The organism is Streptomyces sp. NPDC091412, from assembly GCF_044756885.1.
In the GTDB taxonomy this organism is placed as follows: Bacteria; Actinomycetota; Actinomycetes; order Streptomycetales; family Streptomycetaceae; genus Streptomyces.
In genome coordinates, this window is record NZ_JBIVTV010000001.1 from 493,833 (window position 1) to 512,784 (window position 18,952).

Annotated in this window: 16 protein-coding genes; 4 read left to right on the top strand and 12 right to left on the bottom strand. The window is 70.9% G+C overall.

Going from position 1 to position 18,952, the window contains the following annotated elements:
* The first annotated feature begins 38 nt into the window (after positions 1-38).
* Positions 39-779, top strand: a complete 741-nt coding sequence (gene pgl / locus ACIQMV_RS02270; RefSeq protein ID WP_402590970.1) for a 6-phosphogluconolactonase — start codon at positions 39-41, stop codon at positions 777-779.
* 73 nt (positions 780-852) lie between these two features.
* Here pgl and ACIQMV_RS02275 read toward each other — a convergent pair whose 3' ends face one another.
* From ACIQMV_RS02275 to ACIQMV_RS02295, 5 genes are all read right to left on the bottom strand, one after another.
* Complete coding sequence (locus tag ACIQMV_RS02275; protein ID WP_141362026.1) at positions 853-1,692, bottom strand: carbohydrate ABC transporter permease; 840 nt, start codon at positions 1,690-1,692, stop codon at positions 853-855.
* A complete protein-coding gene (locus ACIQMV_RS02280; RefSeq protein ID WP_402590472.1) occupies positions 1,689-3,059 on the bottom strand; it encodes an ABC transporter permease subunit in 1,371 nt (456 codons plus the stop codon). The genes ACIQMV_RS02275 and ACIQMV_RS02280 overlap by 4 nt, the downstream gene beginning before the upstream one ends.
* Positions 3,060-3,065: 6 nt before the next feature.
* The gene (locus tag ACIQMV_RS02285; RefSeq protein WP_402590474.1) at positions 3,066-4,406 is read right to left on the bottom strand and encodes an ABC transporter substrate-binding protein; all 1,341 of its coding nucleotides are present in this window, start codon (positions 4,404-4,406) and stop codon (positions 3,066-3,068) included.
* Positions 4,407-4,444: 38 nt separating this feature from the next.
* Positions 4,445-6,076 (bottom strand): glycoside hydrolase family 13 protein, encoded by a 1,632-nt coding sequence (locus tag ACIQMV_RS02290; RefSeq protein WP_402590476.1) that lies wholly within the window; start codon positions 6,074-6,076, stop codon positions 4,445-4,447.
* Between the two features lie 204 nt (positions 6,077-6,280).
* A complete protein-coding gene (locus ACIQMV_RS02295; RefSeq protein WP_402590478.1) occupies positions 6,281-7,555 on the bottom strand; it encodes an ABC transporter substrate-binding protein in 1,275 nt (424 codons plus the stop codon).
* Positions 7,556-7,715: 160 nt separating this feature from the next.
* On the opposite strand from ACIQMV_RS02295, the gene ACIQMV_RS02300 reads away from it, so the two are divergent.
* The 3 genes from ACIQMV_RS02300 to ACIQMV_RS02310 all read left to right on the top strand — a co-directional run bounded on the left by ACIQMV_RS02300 (position 7,716) and on the right by ACIQMV_RS02310 (position 11,375).
* A complete protein-coding gene (locus ACIQMV_RS02300; RefSeq protein WP_141362016.1) occupies positions 7,716-8,231 on the top strand; it encodes a PadR family transcriptional regulator in 516 nt (171 codons plus the stop codon).
* Positions 8,228-8,983, top strand: a complete 756-nt coding sequence (locus ACIQMV_RS02305; protein ID WP_402590480.1) for an ABC transporter ATP-binding protein — start codon at positions 8,228-8,230, stop codon at positions 8,981-8,983. Before ACIQMV_RS02300 ends, ACIQMV_RS02305 begins: the two co-directional genes overlap by 4 nt.
* A gap of 109 nt (positions 8,984-9,092) precedes the next feature.
* Positions 9,093-11,375: an FtsX-like permease family protein gene (locus ACIQMV_RS02310; protein ID WP_402590482.1), complete on the top strand. Its 2,283-nt coding sequence runs from the start codon at positions 9,093-9,095 to the stop codon at positions 11,373-11,375.
* 201 nt (positions 11,376-11,576) lie between these two features.
* On the opposite strand, the gene pgi is transcribed toward ACIQMV_RS02310, so the two are convergent.
* From pgi to gap, 7 genes are all read right to left on the bottom strand, one after another.
* A complete protein-coding gene (gene pgi, locus ACIQMV_RS02315; protein ID WP_402590484.1) occupies positions 11,577-13,229 on the bottom strand; it encodes a glucose-6-phosphate isomerase in 1,653 nt (550 codons plus the stop codon).
* A gap of 66 nt (positions 13,230-13,295) precedes the next feature.
* Positions 13,296-14,576 (bottom strand): MFS transporter, encoded by a 1,281-nt coding sequence (locus ACIQMV_RS02320; RefSeq protein ID WP_402590486.1) that lies wholly within the window; start codon positions 14,574-14,576, stop codon positions 13,296-13,298.
* Between the two features lie 155 nt (positions 14,577-14,731).
* Positions 14,732-15,067, bottom strand: a complete 336-nt coding sequence (locus tag ACIQMV_RS02325; RefSeq protein ID WP_073952427.1) for an RNA polymerase-binding protein RbpA — start codon at positions 15,065-15,067, stop codon at positions 14,732-14,734.
* A 215-nt stretch (positions 15,068-15,282) separates the two neighbouring features.
* Positions 15,283-15,519 carry a preprotein translocase subunit SecG gene (gene secG, locus ACIQMV_RS02330; protein WP_100569504.1) on the bottom strand — a complete coding sequence of 79 codons (237 nt, stop codon included), beginning with the start codon at positions 15,517-15,519 and terminating at the stop codon, positions 15,283-15,285.
* Between the two features lie 159 nt (positions 15,520-15,678).
* Positions 15,679-16,455 carry a triose-phosphate isomerase gene (gene tpiA, locus ACIQMV_RS02335; protein ID WP_402590488.1) on the bottom strand — a complete coding sequence of 259 codons (777 nt, stop codon included), beginning with the start codon at positions 16,453-16,455 and terminating at the stop codon, positions 15,679-15,681.
* 6 nt (positions 16,456-16,461) lie between these two features.
* The gene (locus ACIQMV_RS02340; RefSeq protein ID WP_402590490.1) at positions 16,462-17,673 is read right to left on the bottom strand and encodes a phosphoglycerate kinase; all 1,212 of its coding nucleotides are present in this window, start codon (positions 17,671-17,673) and stop codon (positions 16,462-16,464) included.
* Between the two features lie 166 nt (positions 17,674-17,839).
* Complete coding sequence (gene gap, locus ACIQMV_RS02345) at positions 17,840-18,847, bottom strand: type I glyceraldehyde-3-phosphate dehydrogenase (RefSeq protein ID WP_100569507.1); 1,008 nt, start codon at positions 18,845-18,847, stop codon at positions 17,840-17,842.
* Positions 18,848-18,952 lie beyond the last annotated feature (105 nt).

The following is an 18,952-nucleotide window of genomic DNA, read 5'->3' on the forward strand; positions in this document are numbered from 1 at the left end:
GCACTCCGCAACTGGTCGTCCACCACGACAAGGAGCTGATGGCGCAGGCCGCCGCGGCCCGGCTGATCACCCGGATCGTGGACGCGCAGGCCTCGACGGGCTCGGCGTCCGTGGTCCTCACCGGCGGCCGCAACGGCAACGGGGTGCTGGCCGCGCTGGCGGCCGCGCCCGCCCGCGACGCGATCGACTGGGGCCGGCTGGACCTGTGGTGGGGCGACGAGCGGTTCCTGCCGGAGGGCGACCCGGAACGCAATGTCACGCAGGCCCGCGAGGCCCTGCTGGACTCCGTGCCGCTGGACCCCAAACGCGTGCACGCCATGCCGGCGTCGGACGGTCCCTACGGCGCGGACGTCGAGGCGGCGGCGGAGGCCTACGCCGAGGAGCTGGCCCGCGCGGCCGGCCCCGAGAACCACGGCGCGGTCCCGTCGTTCGACGTCCTGATGCTGGGCGTCGGCCCGGACACCCATGTCGCGTCCCTCTTCCCGGAACACCCGGGGGTGCGCGAGACGGAGCGTACGGTGATCGGCGTGCACGGCTCCCCCAAGCCGCCGCCCATCCGCGTCTCCCTCACCCTGCCCGCCATCCGCTCGGCCCGCGAGGTGTGGCTGCTGGCGGCCGGCGAGGACAAGGCCAACGCGGTGGCGATGGCCCTCTCGGGCGCGGGTGAGATCCAGGCCCCGGCGGCCGGCGCCCAGGGCCGCGCCCGCACCCTGTGGCTCCTGGACACGGCGGCGGCCTCACAGCTGCCACGATCGCTGTATCCACCGGCCTCGGCGTGAACGGCAAGGTGCGGCGGCGGTGTTCCTCACCGCCGCCGCACCTTGCTTTTTCAGGCCGAACCGGGGATCGCCGTCACTTCACCGACCCCGCCATCACCCCCTGCACGAAGTGCCGCTGGAAGGCGAAGAACACGACCACCGGCACGACCAGCGACAGGAACGCCCCCGGCGCCAGCACATCGATGTTGCTGCCGAACTGCCGGATCTGCGACTGGAGTGCCACCGTCAGCGGCTGCGAGGAGGTGTCGGCGAACAGCAGCGCCACCAGCATGTCGTTCCACACCCACAGGAACTGGAAGATGGCGAGGCTCGCGATCGCGGGCCGCCCCACCGGCAGCACCAGCCGGGTGAAGATCCGCCACTCGTTGCCCCCGTCCATGCGGGCCGCCTCCAGCATCTCCTTCGGCATCTCGGCGAAGTAGTTCCGCAGCAGGAACACCGCGAACGGCAGTCCGTAGGCCACGTGGAACAGGACCACACCGGGGATCGTGCCGAACAGGCCGAGCTGGCCGAAGAGTTTGGCGACGGGCAGCAGTCCGATCTGCACCGGCACCACCAGCATCGCCACCACCAGCAGGAACAGCGGCTCACGGGCCGGGAAGTCCAGCCAGGCGAAGGCGTATCCGGCCAGCGCCGCGATGACGACGACCAGGACCGTCGTGGGCACCGAGATCAGCACCGTGTTCCAGAAGGCCTTGGTGATGCCCGAGTTCTTCAGCAGTGCCGAGTAGTTGTCGAAGGACAGCTGCCCGGGGCTGGCCAGCGCCGTCCACCAGCCGCCCTTCGCGGTGTCCTGGGCCGAGCGCAGCGACGACAGGAAGAGTCCCGCGAGCGGGGTCATCCAGACCAGGCCGATCACCACGAGGACGGCCTGGACCAGCCCGTTGCCCAGGCCCCGCCTGACCGCGTTCATCGCTGACTCCTTCGGAAGCGGCGGACGTTGAACACCATCGCCGGGATCACCAGGAGCAGCAGGAGCACGCCGAGCGCGCTGCCGAGGCCCTGGTTGTTGCCACCGCCGAAGGACACCAGCCACATCTGGGTCGCCAGCACGGTGGCGTCCTGCTGCACCGGGCCGGGCGCGATGATGTAGACGAGGTCGAAGACCTTCATCACGTTGATCACGAGGGTGACGAAGACGACGGTGAGGACGGGGGCGAGCAGCGGCACGGTGATCCGGCGGAAGATCTGCCACTCGTTGGCCCCGTCGATGCGCGCCGCCTCCAGCGCGTCACGCGGCAGCGCGGACAGTCCGGCGCCGATCAGCACCATCGCGAATCCGGTCCAGATCCACAGGTAGGCACCGATGATCATCGGGGTGACGAGCGTCGGGCCGAGCCAGGAGACGCCCTGGTAGGGCTGTGCGAAGTTGGCGTGCGGCAGCTTCACCTCGTACGAGCCCGAAGTCAGGCCCGTGAAGCGGAAGGAGCCGTCGGAGCCCGTGGTGGTGGTCGCGACCGTCCGGCCGTCGCGCACCGCCTCGACCTTCATGCCGGGCAGGCCGCTCTCGCCGCGGTCGACCTTGCCCTGGGTGCCGCCTCCGCCGGGCGCGAAGTCCAGGTAGACGACTCCGCGCAGTTCGTCCCCGGCGGCCTTCCCGCCCTCCACCGGGCGGGCGGGCGAGGCATCGCCGGGCAGGTCCTTGGGCAGCACGCCGACCATCGGCAGGGTCACCGTGGCGCCCGGCGAGAGGCTCGCGTCGGTGAGGTACGAGCCGTCCCGGCCCTGGGTCAGCCCGAATCCCTCACGGGCGCGTGCGCTCGGGTAGGACGGGGATCCCTTGAAGGCGTCGTGCACGGAGACCACGGCGGCGTTGAGGACGCCCTTGTCCGGGTCCTCGTCGTAGGCGAGCCGGAAGATGATGCCGGCGGCCAGGAAGGACACGGCCATCGGCATGAACAGCAGCAGCTTGAACGCCGTCGCCCAGCGGACCTTCTCCACCAGTACGGCGAGGATGAGTCCGAGCCCGGTGAGCAGCGCCGGGGCGACGACGACCCAGATCATGGTGTTCCGGACGGCCTTCAGCGTCGCGGGGTCGCGGAACATCTCGGTGTAGTTGTCCCCGCCGACGAACCGGGTGCCGGAGGCGTCGAAGAAGCTCCGGCCGACGGAGAACAGGACCGGGTAGACGACGAGGGCGCCGAGCAGCAGCAGTGCGGGGAAGACGAACAGCAGCGCGACGACCCGCCCCCGCCGCCGCGCGCGCCGAGTACGTTCGGCGCGCGCGGCGGGCGTCGGGGGGCCCGCTCCCTTCTCCTTCGCGAGCGTGGTGGCGGTCATGGTGCGTCAGCCCTGGTTCTTGTACGCCTTGGCCGCCGCGGCCTCCAGCTTCGCCGCGGTGCCCTTCGGGTCGGACGGGTCGCGCAGGAAGTCCTGGAGCAGCTTCCACTCGCCCACGCCGCTGGTGCCTCCGAAGGACGCCGGGGCCTGGTCGGACATGTCGAACCGGACCGCGTCGGAGTCGCCCGCCGCGACCAGGGACTTGGCGGTGGCGCGGGTGACGTCGTCGCCGTAGGAGGCGAGGTCGAGGTTCTTGTTCGGGGACAGGAAGCCGCCGGCCTTGGCCCAGACGGCCGCGGCCTCCGGAGTGGCCAGGTACTCGAGGAGCTTCATGCCGGCCTTGGCGTTCTTGCCGTCCTTGAGGACGGCGGCCGCGTCGCCGCCGCTGACGACCGGCGCGTTGCCGCCGTCGACCGGCGGGAACGGGAAGAAGTCCGCGTCCTTGCCGATGGTCCGGTCGAACTGGTCGTGGGCGACACCCGCGACGAAGTCGCCCTCGTAGACCATGCCGGCCTCAGGCTTGGGCCCGAAGACCTTCTCCACCGAGCCCGGGAAGTCGGTGTTGAGGGCGCCCTTCTGGCCGCCCGCGATCAGCTGCTTGTCCTTGAACAGCTTGCCGAGCGTGGTGAGCGCCTTGACCACGCTGTCGTCGTTCCACTTCAGCTGGTGCGCGGCGAGGGCGTCGTACTTCTCGGGGCCGGCCTGGGAGAGGTAGATGTTCTCGAACCAGTCGGTCAGGGTCCAGCCGTCCTGTCCGGCGACCGCGAAGGCGGCGAGCCCGGAGTCGGAGAGGGTGTGCCCGGCCTTGAGCATCTCGTCGTACGTCGCCGGCGGCTTGACGCCGGCCTGGTCGAGCGCGTCGGGGCTGTACCAGACGGTCGACTTGTGGGCGGCCTTGAAGTACAGGCCGTACAGGGTGTCGTCGACGCTGCCGTACTTCTTCCACACCGGCGCGAAGTTGGCGTCCACCGACTTCTGGGTGGTGTCGGACAGCGGCTCCAGCCAGCCCTTCTTGGCGAACTGCTGGAGCACGCCGACCTGCGGGACCATCACGACGTCGGGGGCGTTGCCGCCCTCGATCTTGCTGCCGACGACGGTGGAGACGTTGTCGCCGGTCGACATGAACTGGGTCTTGGCGCCGGTCTTCGCGGAGAACGCGTCCAGCACCTTCTGGAAGTTCTTCTGCTCGCTGCCGGACCAGACGCCGGCCACGGTGACCGTCTGGCCGTCGAGCGTCTTGTCGCCGCCGCCCGCGGAGACGGGGTCGTCGCTGCCGCAGGCGGTGGCGCCGAGGGCGAGGACGAGGGCGGTGCAGCCGGTGAGCAGGGTGGTACGTCGTCGCATCATCGTTGATGTCCCTTCGGAAGGTGGGGAATTGACGAGGTTCAGAGGTCGGTGCCTTCGGTGATCCACCAGGCGGCGGTGGACCCGGGAAGCACTCCGGGCGGGCAGTCGCCGCTGGCCAGCAGCGGGGTGCCGGGAACCGGCGCGGTCGTGGGCGAGGTACCGAAGTTGACGGCGCAGACCAGGCCGTCGCCGCGGACGAAGGCGAGGACGTCCGGCGGGGTGTCCAGCCAGCGCAGCGAGCCCTCGCCCAGCTGGGGCAGTGCGGAACGCAGTTGCAGGCCGTCGCGGTACAGGTGCCAGAACGAGCGGGTGTCGGCGAGGGCGCGTTCGGTGACGTACTCGGCGAAGTACGGGGGCTGCGGCAGCCAGGGCTTGGCGCTCTGGGTCCCGGAGGTGAAGCCGAACGGGGAGACCTGCCCCGACCAGGGCAGCGGTACCCGGCAGCCGTCGCGGACACGGGCGCGGCTTCCGGTGCGGCGGAAGATCGGGTCGGTGAGCACGTCGTCGGGCAGGTCGACGACCTCGGGCAGGCCGAGTTCCTCGCCCTGGTAGACGTACGCGGCTCCGGGCAGCGCCAGCATCAGCAGCGCGGCGGCGCGGGCGCGGGCGGCACCGAGTCCGCTGCCCTCCATGGCGGCCTCGCCGTAGCGGGTGACGGTGCGGACCTGGTCGTGGTTGTTGAGGACCCAGGTGACCGTGGAGCCGGTGCCGGCGATGTCCTGCATGGCCTCGGAGATGACCTTGCGGAAGGCGTCGGGGTCCCAGGGGGCGCCGAGCAGGTCGAAGAAGAAGGCCTGGTGCAGTTCGTCCGGGCGGACGTACATGGCGTGTTCGCGGGCGCTGGGCACGGACACCTCGCCGACCAGCAGGCGTTCGCGGCCGTCGCGGGCGGTGTACTCCTCGCACACCGCGCGCCAGTGCCGCCACACGTCGTGCACCTCGGGCTGGTTCCAGGCGAGCGGGTTGACCGAGTCGCGGGTGCGGGCGTCGGCCTCCGGGTCCGGGGAGTCGGGCAGTTCGGGGTGCTTGAACAGGCCGGCGGCGACGTCGATGCGGAAGCCGTCCACGCCCCGGTCCAGCCAGAAGCGCAGGACGCGCTCGAACTCGGCGGGGATCTCGGGGTTGCGCCAGTTCCAGTCGGGCTGCTCGGGCGTGAACATGTGCAGGTACCACTGGCCGGGGCGGCCGTCCGGCTCGGTGATCCGGGTCCAGGCGGGGCCGCCGAACATGGCGTGCCAGTTGTTGGGCGGCTCGGCGCCGTCCGGGCCGCGGCCGTCGGTGAAGTGGAAGCGGGCACGGGCGTCGCTGCCGGGCTCGGCGGCGAGCGCCTCGCGGAACCACGGGTGCTCGCTGGAGCAGTGGTTGGGGACGATGTCGAGGAGCACCCTGATCCCGAGCCGATGGGCGGTGGCCATCAGCAGGTCGAACTCGGCGAGGTCGCCGAAGAGCTGATCGACTCCGCAGTAGTCGGCCACGTCGTAGCCGTGGTCGTGCTGCGGGGAGGGGTAGAAGGGACTCAGCCAGATGCCGTCGACGCCGAGCTTCTTCAGATACGGCAGCCCGGCCCGGACCCCGGCCAGATCGCCGATGCCGTCGCCGGTGCTGTCCAGGAAGCTGCGCACGTAGACCTGGTAGATCACCGCGTCGCGCCACCAACCATGCCTGTTCAATCCATTGACCTGTTCCTGTGAAGGCAGCAGTTATGCATGCATGTTAGGTATCGGTGTCACGAAGGTGTCAACGAACGAAACAGAAGCTACTGGGCAGTTGACTTCTCATGTCCGGACTTGTCCGGACGGTATGACCATAGATGTGATGGCGGCGTTACCTAACAAGTAACTACTACCGCGCTTCCGCCGTGAGCGGTACAAGCGCTACGAGCGCCCGGCGATGGCGTCGAGCTCGCGCGCGAGGCGCCGCACGGCCGCCTCGGGGGTCTGCCGCCCGGCCAGCGTGTCGTGCACGACCGCCTGAACCACCAGGCTGACCTGGTCGTAGTGCGGGCTCTTGGGGCGCGGCGCGGCGGCCAGCACGGACGCACGCAGGGTCGGCAGGTACGGGAACCGCCGTACGAGCGCGGGGTCTTCGTACAGCGCGGCGCGCACGGGCGGCAGCGCGCCCTCGGTGAGCACCTGGCGCTGGACGGGCTCGCTGGTGAGGTACGCGATGAGGCGCGCGGCCGAGTCGGGGTGCCGCGCGTGCGTGTTGACGGCCAGGTTGGAGCCGCCGAGGACACTGGTCCCCGGCCCGTCGGGTCCGGGCAGCGGTACGGCGCCGATCTTCCCGGCGACCGCGGAGCCCTCGGCGGAGGCGACGGCGTACGCGTAGGGCCAGTTGCGCAGGAAGAGCAGCCGGCCGTCCTGGAAGGCCTGCTTGGACTCCTCCTCCTTGTACGTCAGCGCCTCCTCGGGGATCCAGCCCTCGGCGAAGCCGCGCGCCAGGAAGCCGATGCCCTCGCGGGCCGCGCCCGAGTCGACGGTGACGCGCTCGCCCTCGTCGCCGAGGATCGTGCCGCCCGCCGAGTACACGGCTTCGGCCGCGTTGACGGTCAGCCCCTCGTACGGCAGGAACTGGCCCGCGTAGCCGTCCAGTCCGTACTTCGGCGCGATGGTCCGGGCGGCGTGCTCCAGCTCGGCCCAGGTGCGCGGCGGCGGGACGCCCTCCTTGGCCAGGACGTCCTTGCGGTACAGCAGCAGGCCGGCGTTGGTGACGTACGGGACCGCGTACAGCCGTCCGTCGTAGGTGGCGGTGTCGACGACCGGGGGCAGGAACGTCTCCAGCGGGAAGCGCTCGCGCGGCAGCGGTCGGATCCAGCCGGCGGCGGCGAACTCCGAGGTCCAGTTGACGTCGATGTTGAGCACGTCGAACCGGCTGCGGTTGCCGCCGCGCAGGTCGGTGGCCATCTGCTCGCGGGTCTCGTCGGCGGCGTCGGGCAGCTCGACGAGGGTGACCCTCTCGGTGGGGTGGGTGCGGTTCCAGCCCTCCAGCAGCGGGCCGAGGTAGCCGGTCAGGTCGCCCGCGGTGGCCAGGGTGAGCGGGCCGCGGCCCTCACCGCTCCGCTCGGTCGCCCGGGCACCCGAGGAGATATAGCCGGTCATGACCACGACCAGAACAAGGAGGCCCCTACCGGCGGCGTGGATCCACCGCATAGGTTCCTCCTTGCACACCGGCGCCGGGCACCTTCGCCCGGCTCAGGCCATGTATACCTGTTAGGTATGGGCGATACTAGGGCTTGGCGTCAATCTCACGTCGTCCACCCGGAGACACCCCGCATGACGCGTCTGACGAGCACCTAGGAGGAGAGCACGCGTGCGCCTGCCCCTCCTGGCACTTCTCGCGCGCGGTCCCGCCCACGGCTACGAGCTGAAGCAGGACCTTGAGCAACTGCTGGGCTCCGCGTACCCTCAGCCGAACGTCGGCCAGATCTACGTGACCCTCGGCCGCCTCGAGAAGTCGGGACTGATCGAGGGCGAGGAGGTCGAGCAGTCCAGCCGGCCCAACAAGAAGATCTACCACCTCACCGACTCCGGGCGGGGGGCGCTGCGCGCCTGGTTCGAGGAGCCCGAGGACGAGCCGCGGGTGCGGGACGAGTTCTTCATGAAGCTCGCCCTCGCCCCGCAGACCGGCCTCGCCGACCAGATCGCCCTCATCAACAAGCAGCGGCGCCAGTACCTCAACACCATGCGCAACCTGTCGAAGCTGGCCGCCGCCGAGAACCGGGACAACCGAATCGCCCAACTGCTGATCGAGGGCGCCATGCTGCACCTTCAGGCCGACCTGGACTGGCTGGAGCGGTGCCAGGAGGAACTGGAGGGGCTGGAGTGAGCGACGTCCGAGCTCCGGCGCTGCTGCGGGCCGAGGGCCTGGTCAAGACGCACCACGGCCAGGGGGCGCCCGCGCGGGCCGTGCGCGGGGTGGATCTGTCGGTGACCCGCGGCGAGTTCGTGGCGGTCACCGGCCCGTCCGGGGCCGGCAAGTCGACGCTGCTGCACCTGCTCGGCGGACTTCAGCGGCCGGACAAGGGCAGCATCTGGCTGGACGGCCGGTGCACCGACTCCTACGGCGAGGCCCGCTGGGCCGAGAAACGCCGCAACGGCATCGGGATCGTGTTCCAGTTCTTCAACCTGGTCTCCAACCTGTCCGTCGCCGACAACGTCGAACTGCCCGCGCTGCTCGCCGGCCGCTCGCCGCGGCAGGCCCGTGCCGAGCGGGAGGAACTGCTGGCCGAGCTGGGCCTGGAGGGCAAGGAGCGCAGTATGCCGGGCGAACTGTCCGGCGGTGAGCAGCAGCGGGTCGCGCTGGCCCGCGCGCTGGTCAACCACCCTCCGCTGCTGCTCGCCGACGAGCCCGCCGGCAGCCTCGACAGCAAGGGCACCCGCGAGGTGATGCGGCTGCTGTCCCGCTTCCACGGGCGCGGCCAGACGATCGTACTGGTCACCCATGACGCCCGGCTGGCGAGCGCCGCGGACCGGGTGATCAGTTTCTTCGACGGCCGGATCGCCGACGACGCGGCACTGGACGGGACGACGCCGTCGCGGAGCACGGGGATCTCGGGCGTGCTGGAACTGAGGGACTGAGTGCGGTGTACGACCACCTGATGTGCCCGGGGTGCGACCACCCGGCGTGCCCGGGGTACGGCCGCCCGGCGTGCCCCGGTCCGCGTTCCGGGCCGAGGGACTGAGGCCGGTGCGAGCCACGTTGCGCTGGGCGCACTCCGATCTGCGCGCCCACCGGGGGGAGGCGTTGTTCATCGTGCTGGCCACGGCCGGCATCGTCGCCTCGCTGCTGCTGGCCACCGCGCTGTTCGGCTACGCGACCAATCCCTGGCAGCGGGTCTTCACCCAGTCCCACGGGGCCCATGTGTGGCTGCACACGGCGAGGTCCGCCGAGACGGGACGGCTCGCCGCGCTGGACGGCGTCGAGTCGGTCACCGACGCCTACCTCGTCGAGTCCGCCACCGTCGTCTCCCGCGGCACCCGCGCCACCGTGGAACTGCGCGGTACACCCTCGCTGCCCGCCGTGGGACGCCCGCTGCTCACTGCTGGGCACTGGCTGAACGCCGGGGAGCCGGACGGCGTGGTCCTGGAGAGCCGCCTGGCCACGGCCCTGCTGGCCGAGCCCGGGGACACGCTCGTCCTGCCCGGTACCGGGCGCGCGCTGAGCGTGGTGGGCATCGCCGACAGCGCCGAGCCCCGCTACGGCCCCGGCGAGCAGCCGGGGCTGGTGTGGGCGCAGCCGTCCGCGGTGCGCGAGCCCGGCGGACGGGTGGTCGGACTGCGGCTGGCCGATCCCGACGACACGGACTACGCCGTGCAGCGCGCCGTCACCGTGCTGGGCGCCGGCGTGGTCGGCGAGGTGTCCACCTGGCAGCAGGCACGGGCCGAGGCGCAGAGCGACAACCGGCTGCTCGGGCAGGTGCTGGGCCTGTTCGGGCTGGGCGCGCTGATCGCGGCCGGGCTGGCGGTGCACGGCGCGATCGGCACCCGTATACGGGGGCATCTGCGGGACATCTCGGTGCTGAAGGCGATCGGTTTCACGCCCGCCCAGGTGGTCCGGATCTTCCTGCTCCAGCACGTGGCGTACGCCGTGCTGGGCGCCGTGGCCGCGGTGGTGCTGACCGAGGGGCTGGGCGCGCGGATCCCGGGCCGGCTGGGCGACGCGGTCGGGGTGTGGCAGGGCCTACCGGGCCAGACGGTGACGATGGGCGCGGTCCCGGTGGGCGCGGTGCTGTTCATCGGCGCGGTGACCGGGCTCGCGGCGTGGCGGGCGGGACGGGTGCCGCCGGTCCCGGTGCCGCACCCGGCGGCGGTGCCGGGCGGCGGCCTGCCCGGGGTCGCCCGCAGGGCGCTGGGTCTGCGCCTGCCGCCCGCGCTGGTCCTGGGCTGGCACCGGGCCTTCACCCGTCGCCCGCGCACCTTCGCCACGGTGGGGCGGCTGGCGCTGCCGCTGCTGCTGATCGTGGTGGCGATGAGCGCCTGGACCACGATCGACCGATTCCACAACCGGCCGGAGGAGCTGGGGCTGCCGGCCGCGCTGACCGTCCGCCCCGACAGCACCCTGAACGACGGCGGCACGCGGGAGCTGCTGGATCGGGAATCCGGGGTCGCCGCCGTCTACCCCGGTGTGGAGGTGGCCGCCCTGGTCCCCGGCCAGACGGCCACGATCGCCCTGCGGGGCCTGGGCACCCGCGAGGCTCCCTACCCGTTCGCCCTGGCCGAGGGCCGCCGCGCCGACGGGCCCGACGAGGCGGTCGCCGGGCAGGGCCTGCTGGACCTGCTCGACGTCCGGGTCGGCGACTGGGTGCGCATGACGGTGGGCGACCAGCCGCAGATCCTGCACATCGTCGGCCGCAGCATCGAACCGGAGAACGCCGGCCGGGTCATCTCCACGTCCCTGGACACCCTGCACGAGAACGACCCGAACCTCAGCCCCACCTTCTACCAGCTCCGCCTCGATCCGGGCACCGATCCGCGCCACGTCGCCACCGCCCTGTCCGCCGCCGCCCACGGCCACCTCGACGTCCATCCGGTGTCCAACCCGGCCGACGGCCTGTCGTCGATGCGCGCGGTCATCGTGGGCCTGACCTGTGTCCTGGCCCTGATCGGCCTGATCGAGCTCCTCTCCGCGATCGGCGGCACGATCCGCGAGGGCGAACGGGACCTCCTGGCCCTGAAGGCCATCGGTCTCTCTCCCCGCCAGATCACCGCGATCACGGTGACCGCGACCGGTTGCACGGCCCTGGCCGCCGCAGCCGCCGCCACGGCCCTGGCGCTCCCCCTGTCCACCTGGTTGATCAACGCCCAGGGCCACTCCAGCGGCATAGGCGCCGGCATCGCCAGAACGCCCTCCCCGCTCCTGCTGCTCCTCTTCGTCGCCTCGGCGGCCCTGGGCGCCGCGGCCCTCTCCGCCCTCCCCGCCACCAGAGCCTCCCACCGCCGCCTGGCGGACACGTTGTCAGCGGTGGCCTGAACACCCACGGGTCCGGGCGGGGGCTGGGGCGGAGCCCCGGGTGAACCGGAGAATCCGGGGATCCGAGGGTCCCGGGTGTCCCGAGGGTCCCGGGTGTCCGAGGGTCCCGGGGAGCCCGGGGGTCCCGGAGGTCCCGGAGGTCCCGGGGAGCCCGGGGAGCCCGGGGGCTCCGCACCAGCGAGACGAGTGGGGGAAGAGGGATCAGCGGGAGCGAAGGGCGCGGTACTTGGCGACCAGGGTCGTCGTGGAGGGGTCCAGCCCCTCCACTCCCGCGCCCTCCGTCAGAGCCGGCTCCACGCGCTTCGCGAGGACCTTGCCCAGCTCGACTCCCCACTGGTCGAAGGAGTCGATGTTCCAGACGGCGCCCTGGACGAACACCTTGTGTTCGTACAGCGCGATCAGCTGCCCCAGCACCGACGGAGTCAACTCACGCGCGAGGATCGTGGTCGTGGGGTGGTTCCCGCGGAACGTCTTGTGCGGCACCAGCTCCGCCGGCACCCCCTCCGCCCGCACCTCCTCCGGCGTCTTGCCGAAGGCCAGCGCCTGGGTCTGCGCGAAGAAGTTGGCCATCAGCAGATCGTGCTGCGCCCGGAGTTCATCGCTCAGCTCGGCCACCGGCTCGGCGAAGCCGATGAAATCCGCCGGGATCAGCTTCGTACCCTGGTGGATCAACTGGTAGTACGCGTGCTGCCCGTTCGTGCCCGGCGTCCCCCACACCACCGGCCCGGTCTGCCACTCCACGGGCTCTCCGTCCCGCTGCACCGACTTCCCGTTGGACTCCATGTCCAGCTGCTGAAGATACGCGGTGAACTTCGACAGATAGTGCGAGTACGGCAGCACCGCATGCGACTGCGCGTCGTGGAAGTTGCCGTACCAGATTCCCAACAGGCCAAGCAACAATGGCACGTTGGACTCGGCCGGCGCGGTCCTGAAGTGCTCGTCGACGAGCCGGAAGCCGTCCAGCATCGCCCGGAACCGGTCCGGCCCGATCGCGATCATCAGGGACAGGCCGATCGCGGAGTCGTACGAGTACCGACCCCCGACCCAGTCCCAGAACTCGAACATGTTCTCGACGTCGATGCCGAACTCGGACACCTTCTCCGTGTTCGTGGACAGCGCCACGAAGTGCCGGGCGACCGCCTCCGGGCCGGCCTTCAGCTCTCCCAGCAGCCAGTTGCGCGCCGACGTCGCGTTGGTGATCGTCTCGATCGTGGTGAACGTCTTGGACGCGATGACGAACAGCGTCTCCGCCGCGTCCAGATCCCGCACGGCCTCGTGCAGATCCGCGCCGTCGACGTTCGACACGAACCGCACCGTCAGACCGCGGTCGGTGTAGGCCCGCAGCGCCTCGTACGCCATCGCGGGGCCCAGGTCGGAGCCGCCGATGCCGACGTTGACCACATTGCGGATCCTGTTGCCGGTGTGCCCCGTCCACTCCCCCGACCGCACCCGGTGCGCGAAGTCGCTCATCTTGTCGAGGACCGCGTGCACCCCCGGCACGACGTTCTCCCCGTCGACCTCGATCACCGCGTCCCGCCGCGAGCGCAGCGCCGTGTGCAGCACGGCCCGGTCCTCGGTGACGTTGATCTTCGCACCGCGGAACATGGCGTCCCGCAGCCCGAACACGTCCGTCGCGGCGGCCAGCTCCCGCAGCAGCCGCAGGGTCTCGTCGGTGACGAGGTGCTTGGAGTAGTCGACGTACAGATCACCGACCTGGAGGGCGTACGCCTCGCCGCGCTCCGGGTGGGCCGCGAACAGATCCCGTAGACCGGTGTCGGCGAGCTCCTCACGGTGCCTGGCCAGGGCGGTCCACTCGGGCCTCTGGTTGAGCCTGGTACGGGCGTCTGCGTTCATTCGGACCTCAGCCTTCTTTCCTAGCTGTCCTGCGTCCTTGCCCCGCTGCCGGTCCAACCTAGTTGATCAGCGGGAGACATGAGTCGTCGTCACGCCGTCGTCCGGCGTAACAACGAGTACGTCGGCACGGCGCGCGGGTATCAGCGCGGCCACGGAAAGGACGAAGAACGCGGCCGTGAGCAGCACCGGCCAGTTCGGCCCCCACACGGCCGCGACGGCCCCGCCGAGCACCGCGCCCAGCGGCGCCCCGGCCACCGCGAGAGTGCGGAAGGCCGCGCTGACCCGGCCCAGCATCCCGGCGGGGCTGCGCTGCTGCATCAGTGTCGTCGTGTTGACGTTCCACACCATGCCCATCAGCCCGAACACGGCCAGTGCGGCCACCGCGAAAGCCAGGCTGGGCACCAGTCCCAGGACCACCAGCGCGGCGATCTGCACCCCGCCGGCCAGCACCACGGCCCGCATCCGCCCGAGCCGGGCCACGATCCGCCGGTTGACCGCTCCCCCGGCCAGGCTGCCGAGCGTGTACGCCGTCAGCGCCGCCGCGTATCCCTTGGTGCCCGCGCCCAGCCAGCCGGTCACGACGACCACCAGGGTGGCGATGAGCGCGCCCATCCCGACGTTGCACAGGGCGGTGGCGGCGCACAGCCCGCACAGGGCCCTGTCCCGCCCGAGGGCGCGCAGCCCCTCGGTTATCTCCCGCCGCAGCGTGCTGCCCGCCGGTGTCGGCCCGCGCTCGGGCGCCGGGACCCGCAGGGAGGCCACGAGAGCGGCGGCGACCAGGAAGGTGGCGGCGTCGGCCGCGAAGGGCGCGGCGGCCCCCGCGGCGAACAGCAGGGGCACGACCGGGCCGCCCAGCAGCCCGCCCGCGAGGCGCTGCCCGGTCATCAGACGGGCGTTGGCGCTGCCCAGCGCCTCGGACTCCACCAGGGCGGGCAACAGGGCCGTGGCTGCGTTGTCGAAGAGTGTCTGGAGCGTGGTCAGCGCGAAGGCCAGGGCGACCAGCAGGCCGATCGAGGCGTGTCCGAGGGCCACCGCCAGGGCGAAGCCGCCGACCAGGAGGCCCCGTACCGTGTCCGCCGCCCACATCGCGCGCCGCTGGTCCACACGGTCCGCGACGGCGCCGCCGAGCAGCCCGAAGACGATCCAGGGGAGATAGCCGCAGGCCGTGACGGAGGCGATGAGCAGCGGGTCGTCGGTCAGGGACAGGGCGAGCAGCGGCAGCGCGGCCGTACGCAGCGCGTCGCCGAAGCTGGACAGCACGGCGGCGCTCCACAGCCGTCCGAATCCGCCGCGCCACGCCGGCGCACCCGCGTCGACGGCTTCGCGCCCGGCCTCGATCCCCGTCATGGTTGCCCCTCCGCCTCACGATTCACCGATACGCAAACCGTAGAGGGCACCACTGACAATCGGTCCGCGGCGGCCGGTCCGCCCGGATACGCGACAGGTCCGGTACGCAACAGGTCCGGCCCCGCGCCCGAAGGCGGCCGACCGGACCTCAAGTCCTAGATCTCGCCCCGGAGTTTGGCGAGCGCCTCGGCGAGGATCGCCTCACCGTCCGCGTCGCTGCGGCGCTCCCGCACATAGGCCAGGTGCGTCTTGTAGGGCTCGGTCCGCGGCGGGGCCGGCGGGTTGTCCTGGTCCTGACCGGCCGGAAAACCGCAGCGCGGGCAGTCCCAGGTGTCGGGAACCTGCGCGTCGCTGGCGAAGCTCGGCTGGGTCTCGTGTCCGTTGGAGCACCAGAAGGAGATGCGCAGACGCGGCGCGGACTCGCCACGCTCGGCCTCGCCCATCGGCCCCGCCCCGACCCGGCTTCCTCGGATCGCGTTGCCACTTGCCACGGTCGTAACTCCCTGCGTGATGGTGCCGCGAAACGGGTCGGCCTCCGCTTCGCCGCGAGCGCCTCAGTCTACGTAAGGCCCAACGCGCGTCCAGTGATGGGAGTTACCGCTCCCACACAGACGCAAGCCCCATGATAGGCCGCGCTCAGGAACGCGTACCGACCATGGGGCCTTACGTACGGAATGTGCGGTCCCGACCGACGGGCAGCCGCTCGTCAGCTGCTCGTCTTCATCAGGATGCCGAGCACGATGATGCAGGCGAGCCACAGCAGGCCGATGACCACGGTGATGCGGTCGAGGTTGCGCTCGGCGACCGAGGAGCCGCCCACGGAGGACTGCATACCGCCACCGAACATGTCGGAGAGGCCGCCGCCCTTCCCCTTGTGCATCAGCACCAGCAGCATCAGCAGCAGGCTGAAGACGATCAGGGCGATCGAGAACCCCAAAACCACGGCTGGACCAACTTCCTCGGATTCGGATGGACGACGGGGTGTGGCAGGTCATGCCTACCATGCCCCCGCAAGGGTACGACGGATCGCCGCCCGCGCATACTCACAGCCCGGCCCGCCGCTCACGGCGGGCCCGGCCCAGTGCCCGCGACGGGCCCCGGCTCACTGCTCGCCGAAGCGCACGATCTTGACGAACTCGTCGGTGTCCAGCGAGGCACCGCCGACCAGGGCGCCGTCGATGTCCTTCTGCGCCATGATCTCGGCGACGTTGCCCGACTTCACCGAGCCGCCGTACTGGATGCGCACCTGGTCGGCGACCTCCTGCGAGTACAGCTCGGCGAGCTTGCCGCGGATGGCGCCGCAGACCTCCTGGGCCTCCGCCGCGCCGCAGACCTTGCCGGTGCCGATGGCCCAGACGGGCTCGTAGGCGATCACGATCGACTCGGCCTGCTCGGCCGGGAGGTCCTTCAGACCTCCCTCGACCTGGGTGAGCGTGTGCGTGACGTGGTTGCCCGCGTCGCGGACGTCCAGTTCCTCACCGACACACAGGATCGGGGTCAGGCCGTGCTTGTAGGCGGCCTTGACCTTGGCGTTCACCAGCTCGTCGGTCTCGTTGTGGTACTGCCGGCGCTCGGAGTGGCCGATCACCACGAAGGTGCACTTCAGCTTGGCCAGCATCGGGCCGGAGATCTCGCCGGTGTAGGCACCCGAGTCGTGCGCCGAGACGTCCTGGGCGCCGTACTTGATCTTGAGCTTGTCACCGTCGACCAGCGTCTGCACGGAGCGCAGGTCGGTGAAGGGCGGCAGGACGGCGACCTCGACGGCCTCGTAGTCCTTGTCGGCCAGGGCGAAGGCGAGCTTCTGGACGTGCGCGATGGCCTCGAGGTGGTTGAGGTTCATCTTCCAGTTGCCCGCCATCAGCGGCGTGCGCGTGCTCATACGGTTTCAGTCCTCCAGTGCGGCGAGGCCGGGGAGCGTCTTGCCCTCGAGGTATTCGAGGGAGGCGCCGCCGCCGGTCGAGATGTGGCCGAATGCCGACTCGTCGAAGCCCAGCGTACGGACGGCCGCGGCGGAGTCGCCGCCGCCCACGACGGTGAAGCCGTCCGAGTCGACGAGGGCCTGGGCGACCGCCCTGGTGCCCTCGGCGAAGTCGGGGTGCTCGAAGACGCCCATCGGGCCGTTCCAGAAGACGGTGGCGGCGTCGGCGAGCTTCGCGGCGTACAGCTTGCGGGACTCCGGGCCGATGTCCAGGCCCAGCTGGTCGGCCGGCATGGCGTCCGCGGCGACCGCGGTGGGGTGGACGGGGGCCTTGGCCTTCAGGTCCGGGAATTCGGGCGAGACCAGCGTGTCCACCGGCAGGATCAGCTCGACACCGGTCTTCTCGGCGCGCTCGATGTACTCCCTGACGGCCGGGAGCTGGTCCTCCTGCACGAGGGACTTGCCGATCTCGTGGCCCTGGGCCTTGAGGAAGGTGTACGCCATGCCGCCGCCGATGAGCAGGCGGTCGGCCCTGCCGAGCAGCTCGTCGATGACGGCGAGCTTGTCGGAGACCTTGGCGCCGCCGAGCGCGACGACGTAGGGCCGCCGGACGTCCTCGGTGAGCTTCTTCAGGACGCCGACCTCGGTCGTGATGAGGTAACCGGCGTAGTGCGGGAGGCGGGCCGGCAGGTCGTAGACGGAGGCGTGCTTGCGGTGCACGGCGCCGAATCCGTCGCCGACGTAGACGTCCGCGAGGGCGGCGAGCCGGTCGGCGAACTCGCCGCGCTCGGTGTCGTCCTTGGCCGTCTCGCCGGGGTTGAACCGCAGGTTCTCGATGACCGCGACCTGGCCGGGCTGCAGGCCGTCCACGGCGGCGTGGGCGGCCGGGCCGACGGTGTCCTGGGCGAACGCCACGGGCGCGCCCAGGAGTTCACCGAGCCGCTCGGCGGCGGGCAGCAGCGAGAAGGCCGGGTCCGGGGCGCCCTTGGGGCGGCCCAGGTGGGAGGCGACGACCACCTTGGCGCCGGCTTCGGCGAGGGCCTTGACGGTGGGCAGGACGGCGCGGATGCGGCCGTCGTCGGTGATGACACCGTCGGCCAGCGGCACGTTGAGGTCGGCGCGGACGAAGACCCGCTTGCCGTCCACGCCTTCGGAGAGAAGTTCGTCGATCGTCTTCATTGGGTTGGGACTCCTGAAGAGGGGGCTCTTGATCGTACGAGGGCTGATCGATCCGCACGTGGGCGGGTTGTGGTCGTTCGGCCCGCTGTACGTGCGTCAGGGCCCGGTCGGCGCGTCGGCGCGCCGCCCGGGCCCTGCGCTCACATCGAGGTGCCTGCCCTGCCGGTCAGAGCTGGTTGCCGACGAAGACCGTGAGGTCGACGAGGCGGTTGGAGTAGCCCCACTCGTTGTCGTACCAGCCGATGACCTTCACGTTCTTGCCGTCCTGAACCATGGTCAGGGAGGAGTCGAACGTGCAGGACGCCGGGGCGTTGACGATGTCCGAGGAGACGATCGGGTCCTCGGTGTAGTCCAGGAGGCCCTTCAGCTCACCCTCGGCGGCCTTCTGGAAGGCGGCGTTGACCTCTTCCTTGGTGACCTCGCGGGAGAGCTCGATGACGAGGTCGGTGACCGAGCCGGTGGGCACCGGGACGCGCATGGCGATGCCGTCCAGCTTGCCCTTGAGCTGCGGCAGCACCAGGGCGGTGGCCTTGGCGGCGCCGGTGGTGGTCGGGATGATGTTCTCGGCGGCGGCACGGGCGCGGCGCAGGTCCTTGTGCGGGAAGTCCAGGATGCGCTGGTCGTTCGTGTACGCGTGCACGGTGGTCATCAGACCCTTGACGATGCCGAAGTTCTCGTCGAGGACCTTCGCCATCGGCGCCACGCAGTTGGTGGTGCAGGAGGCGTTGGAGATGACGTGGTGGTTGGCCGGGTCGTACTGGTCCTGGTTGACGCCCATCACGATCGTGACGTCTTCGTTCTTCGCCGGGGCGGAGATGATGACCTTCTTGGCGCCGCCGGCGATGTGCTTCTCGGCGTCTTCCTTCTTGGTGAAGATGCCGGTGGACTCGATGACGATGTCGACGCCGAGTTCACCCCAGGGGATGTCGGCGGGGTTGCGCTCCGACAGCACCTTGATGGTGTGGCCGTCGACGGTGATGGTGTCGGCGGTGTGGGAGACCTCCTGCTTGAGGCGGCCCAGGATGGTGTCGTACTTCAGCAGGTGAGCGGTGGTCGCGGTGTCACCCAGGTCATTGACAGCCACGATCTCGATGTCTGCACCCTGCTCCAGCAGCGCGCGGAAGTAGTTACGACCGATGCGGCCAAAGCCGTTGATGCCTACGCGGATCGTCACGAACCGATCTCCTCGTTGGTACGCCGGTTTCGACGCCGGCGAGCTGTATTGGGATGTCCCCGACCACCCACGACCCTACCCCTCCAAGGCCTCCGAAGTGACATC

Bases quoted from the DNA above. Each gene is read 5' to 3' on its own strand.
- tpiA (WP_402590488.1), bottom strand. From the start codon at position 16,455: ATGAGCACGCGCACGCCGCTGATGGCGGGCAACTGGAAGATGAACCTC.
- ACIQMV_RS02280 (WP_402590472.1), bottom strand. From the start codon at position 3,059: ATGACCGCCACCACGCTCGCGAAGGAGAAGGGAGCGGGCCCCCCGACG.
- ACIQMV_RS02285 (WP_402590474.1), bottom strand. From the start codon at position 4,406: ATGATGCGACGACGTACCACCCTGCTCACCGGCTGCACCGCCCTCGTC.
- pgi (WP_402590484.1), bottom strand. From the start codon at position 13,229: ATGAACGCAGACGCCCGTACCAGGCTCAACCAGAGGCCCGAGTGGACC.
- ACIQMV_RS02320 (WP_402590486.1), bottom strand. From the start codon at position 14,576: ATGACGGGGATCGAGGCCGGGCGCGAAGCCGTCGACGCGGGTGCGCCG.
- ACIQMV_RS02275 (WP_141362026.1), bottom strand. From the start codon at position 1,692: ATGAACGCGGTCAGGCGGGGCCTGGGCAACGGGCTGGTCCAGGCCGTC.
- pgl (WP_402590970.1), top strand. From the start codon at position 39: ATGGCGCAGGCCGCCGCGGCCCGGCTGATCACCCGGATCGTGGACGCG.
- ACIQMV_RS02340 (WP_402590490.1), bottom strand. From the start codon at position 17,673: ATGAAGACGATCGACGAACTTCTCTCCGAAGGCGTGGACGGCAAGCGG.
- ACIQMV_RS02295 (WP_402590478.1), bottom strand. From the start codon at position 7,555: ATGCGGTGGATCCACGCCGCCGGTAGGGGCCTCCTTGTTCTGGTCGTG.